The organism is Janthinobacterium sp., from assembly GCF_009923995.1.
In the GTDB taxonomy this organism is placed as follows: Bacteria; Pseudomonadota; Gammaproteobacteria; order Burkholderiales; family Burkholderiaceae_D; genus Janthinobacterium.
Genome location: NZ_RFSK01000042.1, coordinates 26,255 through 38,917 on the forward strand (window position 1 = coordinate 26,255; position 12,663 = coordinate 38,917).

General features: G+C 69.4%; 8 protein-coding genes. All 8 read right to left on the reverse strand.

The window, feature by feature from the left end:
- Positions 1 to 71 precede the first annotated feature (71 nt).
- The gene (locus tag EBS11_RS19350) at positions 72 to 1,652 is read right to left on the reverse strand and encodes an aldehyde dehydrogenase (NADP(+)) (RefSeq protein ID WP_290605451.1); all 1,581 of its coding nucleotides are present in this window, start codon (positions 1,650 to 1,652) and stop codon (positions 72 to 74) included.
- A gap of 33 nt (positions 1,653 to 1,685) precedes the next feature.
- Positions 1,686 to 2,810 (reverse strand): lactonase family protein, encoded by a 1,125-nt coding sequence (locus EBS11_RS19355; RefSeq protein WP_290605453.1) that lies wholly within the window; start codon positions 2,808 to 2,810, stop codon positions 1,686 to 1,688.
- 13 nt (positions 2,811 to 2,823) lie between these two features.
- Positions 2,824 to 4,416, reverse strand: coding sequence for a methyl-accepting chemotaxis protein (locus EBS11_RS19360; RefSeq protein ID WP_290605454.1), 1,593 nt, complete (start codon positions 4,414 to 4,416; stop codon positions 2,824 to 2,826).
- 1 nt (position 4,417) lies between these two features.
- Positions 4,418 to 5,674 (reverse strand): MFS transporter, encoded by a 1,257-nt coding sequence (locus EBS11_RS19365; protein WP_365955770.1) that lies wholly within the window; start codon positions 5,672 to 5,674, stop codon positions 4,418 to 4,420.
- Between the two features lie 72 nt (positions 5,675 to 5,746).
- Positions 5,747 to 7,636, reverse strand: coding sequence for a hypothetical protein (locus tag EBS11_RS19370; protein ID WP_290605458.1), 1,890 nt, complete (start codon positions 7,634 to 7,636; stop codon positions 5,747 to 5,749).
- Between the two features lie 50 nt (positions 7,637 to 7,686).
- The gene (locus EBS11_RS19375) at positions 7,687 to 10,122 is read right to left on the reverse strand and encodes an MMPL family transporter (RefSeq protein WP_290605460.1); all 2,436 of its coding nucleotides are present in this window, start codon (positions 10,120 to 10,122) and stop codon (positions 7,687 to 7,689) included.
- 5 nt (positions 10,123 to 10,127) lie between these two features.
- Positions 10,128 to 11,294, reverse strand: a complete 1,167-nt coding sequence (locus tag EBS11_RS19380) for a YCF48-related protein (RefSeq protein ID WP_290605462.1) — start codon at positions 11,292 to 11,294, stop codon at positions 10,128 to 10,130.
- Complete coding sequence (locus EBS11_RS19385) at positions 11,291 to 12,643, reverse strand: DUF1329 domain-containing protein (RefSeq protein ID WP_290605463.1); 1,353 nt, start codon at positions 12,641 to 12,643, stop codon at positions 11,291 to 11,293. Before EBS11_RS19385 ends, EBS11_RS19380 begins: the two co-directional genes overlap by 4 nt.
- Positions 12,644 to 12,663: the final 20 nt, after the last annotated feature.

Below are 12,663 nucleotides of genomic sequence, written 5' to 3' on the forward strand. Positions count from 1 at the left end.
GGACCCGGCGCCCCTCACCGAATTGCCTGTCTGGCAAGAATATGCTGCCGGCGGCGTGCAAGGAGACGATTCTAGGTGGCAAGCTGCAAGCTACCATCCAGGCGACGGGCCAGGCCCAGCGGATTGTCCGCCTGCAAGGCGGCCGGCAGCAGCGCGTCCGGCATGTCCTGGTAGCTGACGGGGCGCAGGAAGCGCGCGATGGCGCAGCTGCCCACCGAGGTGCTGCGGCTGTCCGAGGTCGACGGGAACGGCCCTCCATGCACCATGGCGTGCCCCACTTCCACGCCCGTGCCGAAGCCGTTGACGAGGATGCGTCCCACGCGCCGCTCCAGCGCCGGCAGCAGCGCCGCCGCGGCTGCATGGTCGCCCCCGTCGATATGCAGGGCCGCCGTCAGCTGCCCTTCCAGCGCTTCGACGATGGCGTGCATGGTGGCCAGGTCGGGACAGCGCACGAGCAGCGCCGCCGCGCCAAAGACCTCTTCCCGCAGGGCCGGATCGCGTTGAAACGCTTCGGCCGTGGTGGAAAACAGGGCCGCCTGGCATTGGCAGGCGCCGCCTGCCTGGCCGCGCGCCTCGACGCGCACGTCTGCATGCCCCGCCAGGGCCGCCACGGACACCGCATAGCTGCCGTGGATGCCGGGCGTGAGCATGGTGGCGGCCGGCGCGTCGGACAGGGCGGCCACGGCGGCGCCGAGGAAGCGCTCCAGGTCCGGCCCGTCGACAGCCAGGATGAGGCCGGGATTGGTGCAGAACTGGCCCGCGCCCAGGGTCAGGGCCGTGGCGAAGGCCTTGCCGATGGCCTCGGCACGGGCCGCCAGCGCATGCGGGAACAGCAGCACCGGGTTGATGCTGCTCATTTCCGCATACACGGGGATCGGTTCCTGCCGCGCCGCCGCCAGCCGCATCAGGGCCGTGCCGCCGCTGCGCGAACCCGTGAAGCCCACGGCCTTGATGCGATGATCGCTGACCAGGCCCTGCCCTACCTGGCGGCCGCTGTCGAACAGCAGCGAGAACGTACCTTCCGGCAAGCCGCAGTCGAACACGGCCTGCTGGAGCGCCCGGCCCACCAGGGCCGACGTGCCCGGGTGCGCGGAATGGGCCTTGACGATGACGGGACAGCCGGCCGCCAGCGCCGACGCCGTATCGCCGCCGGCGACGGAAAACGCGAGCGGGAAGTTGCTGGCGCCAAACACGGCGACGGGGCCGAGCGGGATCTGGCGCATGCGCAAGTCCACGCGCGGCAGCGGCTGGCGCACCGGCTGGGCCGGGTCGATGCGCAGGTCCAGAAAATCGCCGGCGCGCACGACGGCCGCGAACAGGCGCAGCTGGCCCACCGTGCGGCCCCGTTCGCCTTCCAGGCGGGCGCGCGGCAGGCCGCTTTCCGCCATGCAGCGCTCGATCAGCGCATCGCCGATGGCCAGGATATTGGCGGCGATCTGTTCCAGGAAAGCGGCCCGCTCTTCCAGCGTGGTGTCCCGGTAGGCGTCGAAGCCTTGCCACGCCAGCGCGCACGCCTGCTCCAGCTGCTCCAGCGTGGCACCGCCAAAAGCGGGGGCCAGGATGGCGCCCGTGGCGGGATTGGTGGCGTGGATGGCGCCGTTGGTCCCGGCAACCTGGCGGGCGCCGATGAGTAAATCAGTCGAAACAGACATATTTTCTTTCAGTGAAATAAAATCGAAAGGCTCTCAGGGCATGAAACTGAGGTTGACGGGCGTGGCCACGGCCACCGAAATGCCGGCGTCCGACAGCCTGCCGCTGGCCGTATCGACGCCGAAGACGTGCACGCCGCCGCTGCGCTGGTTGGCCACCAGCAGCCATCTGCCCGATGCGTGCAGGGCGAAGCTCCACGGCGTCTCGCCGCCCGAGCCGATGCGCTGCAGCAGGGCCAGCTGGCCCGAGGCCGCATCGACGCCATACACGAGCAGCGCGTGCTCGCCCCGGTTGGCGACGTACAGGAAGCGGCCGTCGGCCGAGCGCGCGATTTCCGCGCCGCTCTTCGTGCCGGTGAACCCGGCGCTGCTGATGGCCACCGTCTGCAGCAGCGACAAGCGCCCCCCGTCCGCGTCCCAGCCCAGCGCCATGACGTCGGCGCTCAATTCATTGAGCAGGTAGACGAAGCGCCCGTCCGCGCCAGCCACCAGGTGGCGCGGGCCGCTGCCGGGCGGCGCGCTGAAGCCCTGCCCCGGCGACAGCACCCGCGTGGCGGCGTCGTAGCCATACACGAAGACGCGGTCGGCGCCCAGGTCCGGCACCAGCAGGTGGTGGCCGCCGGGGGCGATGGCGCTGGCATGCGCGTGCGCGCTGGCCTGGCGACGGTGCGGGCCGGAACCGTGGCCTTGCAAGGTGGACACCAGCGGCCCCAGGCTGCCATCCGGCAGCACGGCGATGCTGGCTGTGGAGCCGCCGGCGAAATTGGCGGCGAACAGGGTGTGCGACGGCACGTCCAGCCACAGGTGGGTGGCGCCGTTACCGCCCGTGGGCGCCTCGTTCAGCTTGCGCAAGGCGCCGCTGGCGCGCTCCACGGCAAAGGCGCTGACCGTGCCTTCCTTGCCGCTGTCGTCATCGACGACGTAGAGGATGGGCAGTTGCGGGTGCGCCAAGGTCCAGGTGGGCCGCAAGCCCCCGGCCACGGGGCCGATCAGGTCCAGCTGGCCGCTGGCGGGGTCGAAGCGCAGCGCCTGGATCTGCCGGCCCTGCGAGCCGACGTACACGAGTTCGGCGTGCGCGGCGGGCAGCATCAGCAAGAGCAGCAGCAGGGCCAGGGCACGCGCGCAGCGGGCCAGCAATCGATAGCAACAAGGCAAGATCATGAAAGCTCCAGTATTAAAAGGGAATGAGCAAGGAATGCCCGGCTGCGTGGCTGGCCGGCGACGCCTGGCGGAAGACGGCCACGGCCTGCACCAGCTGCGCCGCCTGCCGCTTCAATTCTGCAGCGGCGGACGCGCTTTCTTCCACCAGCGCGGCGTTTTGCTGCGTCGTGCGGTCCATCTGCGCCACCGCCTGCCCTACTTCGCCCACGCTGCCGGCCTGCTGCGCGCTGGCCGCGCTGATTTCGGCGACGATGTCCGCCACGCGGCGGATCGATTGCACGATTTCCTGCATGGTGGCGCCCGCCTCGCCCACCAGGGCCGCGCCCTCCCCCGCCTGCGCCACGCTGCCGCTGATGAGGATCTTGATGTCGCTGGCGGCCGCCGCGCTGCGCTGCGCCAGGCTGCGCACCTCGCCCGCGACGACGGCAAAGCCCCGTCCCTGCTCGCCCGCGCGCGCCGCTTCCACGGCCGCATTCAGCGCCAGGATGTAGGTCTGGAAGGCGATGCCGTCGATCACGGCGATGGCTTCGGCGATCTTGACGGAACTGCCCTGGATGCCGTGCATGGTCTGCACCACCTGCCCCACCAGCGCGCCGCCGCGCTCGGCCACGCTGGACGCGCCCTGCGCCATCTGCCGGGCCTGCTGCGCGTGGTCGGCGTTGTGGCGCACGGTGGCGCCCAGCTGTTCCATGCTCGCGGCCGTCTGCTGCAGCGCGCTGGCCTGCTGTTCCGTGCGCTCGCTGAGGGCCAGGCTGCCCTGCGCGATGCGCGCGCTGGCGCAGGCCACGGCCTGCGAATTGCCGCGCACCTCGCCCACCACGCGCCCCAGCGCCTGCTGCATGTCGCGCAGGGCCGCCAGCAGGGGAGAAAATTCATCGCGCGCGTCGTCCAGCACGGCCACCGTCAGGTCGCCGTCGCGCACGCGCTCGGCCACGGCGCGCGAGACGGCCACGCGGCGTCCCAGCACGCTGGCCACGTGCCAGGACAGCAAGCCCAGCCCGCCGATGGCGCCGGCGGCCAGCGTCAGCAGCACGAGCAGGGTGCGGCGCGCCTCGTCCACCACTTCGCCCAGTTCGCCCCGCAACGCGCCCTCTTGCGCCTTGACGGCGTCGCGCAGGGCCGCCAGCAATTGCGTGCGGGCCGGCACCGTCTTGTCGACCAAAAAGGCGAACGCCTCGGCCGCCTGTCCCTGTTCGATCAGCGCCACGTCCTGCGCGGCCACGGCCCAGAAGGTGTCGAGCAAGGGCGGCACCGTGGCGTAGCGCGCGCGATCCGCATCCGTCAACAGCGCGCGCTGGTAGTCGGCCATGGTCTGCGTCACCTGGCCGCGTTTTTCCGCGATGCCCGCCAGCGCGCGCTGCAATTCCGACGCATTGCGCGCCAGTACGGCGTGGCGCAACAGCAGCAGCACGCGCGTCACTTCCAGCTCCGTGGCCGAGACGCGCTGCAATTGCGGCACGCGCACGCTGGCCGTGCGCTGCGCCACGGCCGTCACGTGGTTCAGGGTCAGCCAGGCAAACAGGGCCACGCCGGCGAAGGCCAGCGACAGGACGCCGGCCACTAGGTGCAGGCGCCGGGCGATGCCCGGCGAATTAAAGAGTGTCATGTCAGTGGGTTCCGGGTAAAGGCATGGCTGGCGCCGCCGCTTCGGGCGCCAGGTCGTTGGCGCGGGGCGCCCATTTGCGCCGCATCAGCACCACGGTGCTGGTCGCCCCCGTCAGCAGGAAGCCGAAGATGGCCAGCATGGGCAGCTCGTAGCTGCCGCCCAGGTGCAGCAGCCAGCCCGACAGGCTGGCCGAGACGCCGCCCGCCAGGCTGGTCGCCACCTGCTGCAAGCCCGTGTTCAGGCCCACGGCCTGCGTGGGGATCAGGGTCAGCTTGCACAGGGCCAGGTTGTTCGCCGTGGCCAGCCCCAGCAGGGACAGCGACAGCACGTTCCAGAACAGCGCCAGCGGCAGGCTGGGCGCATACGCCCCCAGCAGCACGGTGGTGCCGCCGATGAAGCCGGCGACGACGAAGCACTTGCGCACCAGCACGGCATCGTGCCCGCGCGCGATGATGCGGTCGGCCGCCCAGCCGGCGACGGCGGCGGTGAGCGCGATGCCGGCAAAGCTGAAGAAGGTGTACAGGCCCGACTGTTTCATGGACAGGCCCCGCTGCTCCACCAGGTAGGCGGGCATCCAGCTCATGCAATAGAAGGTGAAATAGCCATAGCAGAAGTTGTTGATCAGGCCGCCCCACACGACGGGACTGGCCAGCAGGTTCGACAGCGGCACGGAAGCGGCGCGTCGGCCCGCCGCGGCCAGCTGCCCCGGCGTGGGGAAATCGTCGCGCACGAGGCGCAGCCAGGGCGCCAGCCACAGCAGTCCAGCCAGCCCCGTGACGATGAACATCCATTGCCAGGAATACGTGACGATCATCCACGCCGCCAGCGGCGCGCCCAGCGCCGGGCCCATCTTGCCGCCGATGGAAAAGATGCCCAGCGCCGTGCCCTTGTTCGTTTCATCGAAGTTGTTGGCCAGGTAGCGGTAGGTGGCGGGCACCACCACCGCTTCCGTCACGCCGATCAGCAGGCGCATGAGGATCAGCGCCGACAGGGTCGTCACCAGCCCCGTGGCGGCGGCGGCCAGGCACCACAGCACGAAGCAGATGGCGTACGGCCGCTTGACGCCATAGCGATCCACCATCCAGCCCATGGGCAGCTGCACCAGGCCGTAGGACCAGAAGAAGGCCGAGGCGAGCCAGCCCCGCTCCACGTTCGTCAGCGCGAACTCGCGCACGAAGCCGGGGTCCGCCAGCGCCGACGACAGGCTGGTGCGGTCGACAAAGGCGATCATCAGCCCCAGTGCCAGCAATGCCAGGATGGCCCAGGGGTTTTCCGCCGCCCGCGCCGCCTGGCCGCGCGCCGCGCCCGCCCGCTTCTCCGCTGGCACGGCTCAGCCCTGCGGCAGGTACAGCGGCATGGAGTCTTCCCACTTGCTGTCCGTCAGGATGCGCTTGTCGCTGCCGTCCGCGTTCATCACGTAGATCTGGCCGTACTGCTGGAACGTCTGCTCGTACAAGGCCGCCTCGTCGCGGAAGCCGTGCTGCGAGCCGCTCCACAAAATGCGGCCGTCGGCGCTCCACACGGCATGGCCGTCGCTCGACTCGTGGTCGGTGCAGCGGTACAGGCCCGTGCCGTCCGGGCGGATGGTGTAGACGTCGTAGTTGCCCGTGTCGTCGCGGCGCGTGAACACGATGCGCTGGCCGTCCGGCGACCAGCCCGGCATGTTGTCGAGCGCCGTCGTCAGCACGCGCGACTTGCGCGTGGCCAGGTCCAGCACGCGGATGCCCTTTTCCTGCGCGCTGAAGACGCGGTAGGCCAGCGCCTTGCCATCGGCCGAATAGCTGGGGAAGCCCGAGTGCAGGCTGCCGTCCGTCAATTGCTCGGCGCCCGTGCCGTCGCGGCGCACGCGCCACAGGGCCGCCGTCATGGTGCTGCGCTCGGCGAACCAGTAGCCGAGGCCGAAGGCGATCCACTCGCCATCGGGCGACCAGCACGGCTGGAAGGCGCCGGCCAGGCCCATGCGCACCTTCGCCTCGTTCAAGCCATTGCCCTGCGACTCGAAGACCTTGCGCTTCTCGCTGCCGTCCGGACGCATGACGTAAATGGAACTGTTGCCCAGCTGCTTGTCCGTAAACACCACCCAGCCGTCGCGCGACATGAGCGGATACACGTCGACATGGCGGTAATCCCAGTCCTTGTCCCAGCTGAACAGGGGTTTGAGCAGCGGGCGCACGGGCTTGAAGGCCACTTTTTCGTAGATGACGGACTGGCCGTCGGCCGTCCAGCTGGGCGAACGGATGAAGGCCTGCTTCACGGGCGCGCGCTGCGAGGTGTACGCCAGGCCCTCGTTCGGCCCGTACTTGATCAGGTAGGCGATCTCGCCATCGCCCAGGTACTGCGGCTGCAGCTTCAGGTCGGTGCCCGTCGTGTGTTCCTGGCGCGCGCCGCTGGCCACGTCGACGGACACGATCTGCGAATACGCCTTGCCGATGTAGTTCGGCCGCCGCGCGCCCCAGGTCGCTTCCACCGTCATTTCATAGAAGACGATGCGCTTGCCGTCCGGCGACCATTTCGGCGAACCGAGGCAATAGCCGGGACGCGTGGCCACCCGGCGGAAGCCGCTGCCGTCGGGACGGATGATATAGATGCTCAGTTCCTGCGTATGCTCCCAGCCGTGGCCCTGGTCGTGGCCCGTCCATTCCGTGTCGCGGTCGCTGGAAAAGGCGAGCCACTGGCCGTCCGCCGACCAGGCCGGGCGGAAATAGCAGTCGGGCTTGCCCGCCTTGCCCTGCACCGCGCCGATGCCCGTCAGCTGGCGCAGCTGGCCCGTCGCCATGTCCTGCAGCCAGATATTCGCGCGGTAGCCATTGCGCGTGGACACGAAGGCCAGCGTGCGGCCGTCCGGCGACAGCACGGCCGCGTCATCGACGGAATCGCTGGCCACCACGGGCGTGATGGCGCTGCCGTCCGGACGCGCCCGGTAGACGTCGGACTGGCCGTCGCCGCGCCGCTCGGAGGTAAACAGCAGCCACTCGCCATTCGGCGACAGGCTGGCGTTGTATTCGAAGGCCGTGTCGCCCAGCAGCTTGCGCTCGTTCGTGCCGTCCAGCCTGGCGATAAACAGCTGGGAAACGGAGGGGGCGATGCGGTTCATCAGCATCACGCCCTTCTTTTTCACCGCTGCGCCGGCGGTGCCCTGTGCCCGGGCCAGGGCGGCAAACGGCAACTGGCTGGCCAGTGCGGCCGAGCCGAACAGGCGCAGGACTTTTCGACGATCCATGAAGTGCTCCTTTATAGTAGTTGTTAAATTCACGGTATTGCTTAGGCGCACTATTTTCGTGCCCCACTATACGTAGTTGCTGTGTGACAAACATCGTGCAGCGCATCATTACGTGCCGGCACGGCAGCCTGCGGTTTGAGCAGGAAGCTGGCCAGCGCGGGCAGCAGCACGAGGGCCCCAACCATGTTGACGATGAACATGAAGGCCAGCAAGATGCCCATGTCGGCCTGGAACTTGATGGGCGAGAAGGCCCAGGTGGCCACGCCCAGGGCCAGGGTCACGCCCGTCAGCATCACGACCTTGCCCGTCAGCAGCAGCGCGCGGTGATACGCCTGCGCCAGCGGCAGACCCAGGCGCATCTGCGCCAGCATGATGCTCAGCACGTACAGCGCGTAGTCGACGCCGATGCCCACGCCCAGCGCCGTGACGGGCAAGGTGGCCACTTTCAGGCCGATGCCCAGCCACACCATCAAGGCTTCGGCCAGCACCGAGGTGAGCGCTAGGGGGATGATGGCGCAGGCCACGGCGCGCCAGGAACGGAAGGTGAAATACGCCAGCGCCACGACGGCCGCATACACGAGCAGCAGCATTTCATGGTTGGCCTTTTCCACCACGGCATTCGTCGCCGCCTCGAAGCCCGCATTGCCGGCCGCCAGCAGGAATTGCGCATCGGCGCTGTCGTTGTCCCTGGCGAAGGCCGCCACCTCCGCGCTGACGCGGCGCAGGGTGGCCGCCTTGTGGTCGCTCAGGTACACCTGCAGTTGCAGCAGGGAAAAGCCGGCATCGACCAGGCTGCGCGGCGCGCGCGAACTGGCCGTGTTCAGCGCCGCCTGGTTCGGCTGCAGCTCGTACCAGCGCGGATTGCCTTCGTTCATGCCCACGGCCGTCTGGCGCGCCAGCGAAGCCAGCGACTGCGTCGTTTCCACGCCCTCGACCTGGCGCAAGCGCCATTCCAGTTCGTCCACCTTCGCCAGCACGGCGTGCCGCATGGCGCCCTGCACGGGCGTGCGCACCATCACCACCAGCACATCGCTGCTGGTGCTGTAATGGCGCGTCAGGTAGGCGTTGTCGAGGTTATAGCGCGACTGCGGCCGCAGCTCGGGCGCGCCCGCGTCCAGGTCGCCAACCTGCAGTGCGCGGCTGGCATGCAAGCCATAGCCGCCCAGCAAGACTGCCGCCCCGATGGTGGCGATGGCCCAGCGCCGGCCCGTGAACTTGCACAGGAAAGTCCACAAGGTGCGGCCGCCAGCGTCCTGGCTGTCGGCCAGGGCGGCGCGGCGCGCGGCGCGGGGACTGACGCCCGTGTAGCTGAGCAGCACCGGCAGCAAAATCAGGTTGGTCAGCACCAGGATGGCCACGCCCAGGCTGGCCGTGATGGCCAGGCGGCGGATGGAATGGATGTCGAGCATCATCAGCACGGCGAAGCCCACGGCGTCGCAGGCCAGCGCCGTGAAGCCGGCCATGAACAGGCGGCGGAAGGTAAAGCGCGCCGCCACCAGGCGCGGCATGCCGCGGCCGATGTCCTGCATGATGCCGTTCATCTTTTGCGCGCCGTGGCTCATGCCGATGGCAAACACGAGAAACGGCACCAGCACCGCGTACGGGTCCAGGGTAAAGCCCAGCAGCGGCAGCATGCCCAGCTGCCAAACGACGGCCACCAGCGAACAGGCCACCACCAGCAAGGTGCTGCGCAGGCAGCGCGTGTACCAGAACACGACCACCGTGACGATCAGCGCGGCCAGGGCGAAGAACAGCGCCACCTGGCGCAGGCCGTCCAGCAGGTCGCCCGCCACCTTGGCAAAGCCCGTGATGTGCAGCGCCACATGCTGGCCCGCGTACCTGGCGCGCAGGCTTTCCAGCTGCCGCGACAGGGCCGCGTAATCGAGTTCATGGCCCGCCTCGTCGCGCTCGGCCAGCGGCACGATCAGCGCGCTGGACTGGAAATCGCGCGCCACCAGCTGCCCCACTTCGCCCGAGCGCTCGATATTCAGGCGCACGCGCTGCAAGGCGGCGGGCGAGCCGTCGTAGTCGTCGGGGATCACGGTGCCGCCTTCGTAGCCCCGTTCCGTCACGGCTGTCCAGCGCGTGGACGGCGTCCACAGCGACTTGAGCTGGCCGCGCACGACGCCATCGAGCAGGAAGACGTCGTCATTCACGTGGCGCAAGGTTTCCAGGTAGCCCGCGTCGAGGATGCCGCCGCTGCCCTGCTGCTCGACGACGATGCGCAGGCTGTTGGCCTGCGACACGAGTTTTTGCCGCTCGGCCTGGTAATTCTGCAGGTACGGGTGATTCATCGGCAGCATGCCGTCGAAACTGGCATTGGGCACGATGCGGGCCGCCTGCCAGCCCAGCAGCACGGTGATCAGCAGGCACAGCGCCAGCAGCCAGCGGCGGTGGCCGAAGACGAAGCGCTCCAGGCGGCTGCCGGACCGCGGGTCGAAGGGAGTATTGCGTTCGGCGTGCGTTGCTACGGTATCGGGATGCATGGCGTTCATGGTTGTGCGGTTTTCGTGAAACTGGCGCGGGCGCCCTGTGGCGCCAGCGCGCGGGACAGCTCGGCCGGGGACAGGCGCAGCAGGCCGCGCGTGCCGGTGATCAGCAGGCCGCCATCGGGCGCCAGGGCCGCGCCCGTGAAGGGAAAGCGGGTGTTCATGGGCAACGCGGCGAAGGTCTGGCCCTGGTCGCGGCTGGCCACCACCTGCCCGGCGGCGCCCAGCAGCAGCACGGTGTCATCGGGCAATTGCAGGCCCGCCAGCAGCGAGGCGTCGACGGGCGTGGCCACTTCCTGCCACGGCGCGCCGGGCCGGGCGCTGCGCAGCACCTTGCCGCGCAGGCCGAACAGCACCAGGGCGCCGCCTTGCAGGGGCAGCGCGCCGAACAGGCTGCCTTTCGCGGGCGAGGCCTGCGCGGCAAACGCCGCCGCGTCCGGCATGCCCTGCCCCGCCGCGCGCAGCAGCAAGCCCTGCTCGCCGAACAGGAACTGCTCATGCTGGCGTTCGGCGATGCCGTAATACGTGCCGCCTTCCGGATTCGGCAGGTGGCGCATCTGCGCCTGCCAGCTGGCGCCACCGTCGCTGCTGGAAAAGGCCAGGCCGTAGGCGCCCACCACCAGCACGCTGCCGTCGGCGCGCAGGCCGATGTCGAGGAAGGGCTTGTCGGCGCCTTCGTCGACGAAGCGCTGCGCATCCTGCAGCAGCAGGTTCAAGGGGTGTTCGGCTTGCGCCGGGTCGGGCTTGACGGCGTCCCACGCCTGCCGCGCCGCCTCTTCGGCCAGCGCGGCGGCGCGCAGGCCGTCGAACACGCGCGTCCAGCTGGCGCCGCCATCCGTCGTGCGCAGCACGGCGCCCATATTGCCCACCGCCCAGCCCTCCCTGCCATTCGCAAAGCGCACGGCCGTCAGGCTGACGCTGACGGGCACTTTCGCTTGCGTCCAGTGGCGGCCCGCATCGTCCGTGTAGATGACCAGGCCCCGCTCGCCGACGGCCACCAGGCGCTCGCCGGCCCGCGCGATGGCCAGCAGATGGGCCGCCGTCGGCCGGGCCACCGCCAGGGCGGGCCGCTGCAGCGCGGCCGGCAAGGCGCCGGCGGCCTGGACCAGCGGGACGGCAGCGGCCAGCAGCGCCAGCATGCCGGCGCACAGGCAGGACTTGCTGCTCAACGCACGCCTCCGCTGGCCAGCGCGCCCGACGTGAAGCGGCTCAGCTGCTTGCTGTCGAAATCCTGGTAGGACACGCCGCCCGTTTCATTGATGGCCGCCGCATACACCCAGCCGCCCGACAGCAGGTCGTGCCAGGTGTAGCTGAGGGTGCTGGCGGACGGCTCGTCGCCGGCCAGCAGGGTGTAGGCCTGGCCCGTCTTCCACAACTTGCCCTGCGCATCCCAGGTGTCGGCCAGCACGGCTTGCCACGTGTCCTCGTCCAGGTACAGGCGGCGCTTGGCGGCCACGTTGCGCTTGCCGGACGCCAGGGTGGCTTCCAGCACCCACACGCGGTGCAGTTCCCAGCGCACGGCGTCCGGATTCAGCGTGCCCTTGCCGATGACGGCGTTGACGGGTTTGCGGAACAGGCCGTTGTTGTTGTACGGAATGTAGATTTCCTTCTTGCCCAGCAGTTGCACCTGGTAGCGGTCCTGCGCGCCGATGAACAGGTTGACGTCGTCGAAATTGGCCAGGCCGGCGGCCGAGGCGTCCGGCGTGTCATACACCAGCGAAGGCGACTTGCGCACGCGGCGCTGGCCCGGCACATACTGCCAGCCATCCTTCGGCTTGCTGTAATTGTCGACATAGTCGATGGTCATCATGGCCTGGCCAGAGTTGGCGGGCGGCTCCGTGATGTCGAGGCGCGCGCGCGCCCACTCGCCGCTGAACGCTTCCGGCTTGCCCTTCGGGTCGTAATACGGATAGGCCAGGCTGGTGCGCTGGCGGTTGGTCAGCACGCGGTCGCCACTGGCCGTCATCACGTATTTGTCGGCCGTAAAGCTGGTCAGCTGGCCACGGTAGCTGAGCATGTGGTTCCACAAGGCTTCGTGGCCATTCTTCGGCACGGGGAACGGAATGCCGCCATATGCGCCCTCCACCGTCAAGCCGCCATTGGCCAGCCTGGCGCGCGCGGCGTTCTGCGCCACGGCGTCGTAGACGGCCGGCGCGAACACGGCGCTACGGTGGCTGGGATAGACATCGATGCGCATGGCCGGCCACTTGGCCAGCAGCGCCCGCGTGCCGTCCGTGAGCTTTTCCGCATGCTGGGCGGCATTCGCGGCCGTGATCGACAGCAGCGGCTTTTCCGCCGCGTAGGGGTCGGCGCGCTTGTTGTCGGCCCCCACCGTCATGGCGACGGGCTTGCCGTCCCAGGCGGGAATGCTGCCATCCTTGCTGGCGCCCCGTTCGGCGCCGTAGGGCGTGAGCGCGCCCGATTTCAGGCTGGCGCCCGCTTGCGCGGCGGCGTCGCCGGCGCTGGCCAGGCCCAGGGCCAGCACGAGGCTGGCGGTATGCATGATGGACGCTTTCATGATTGATTGTCTCCTTGGTA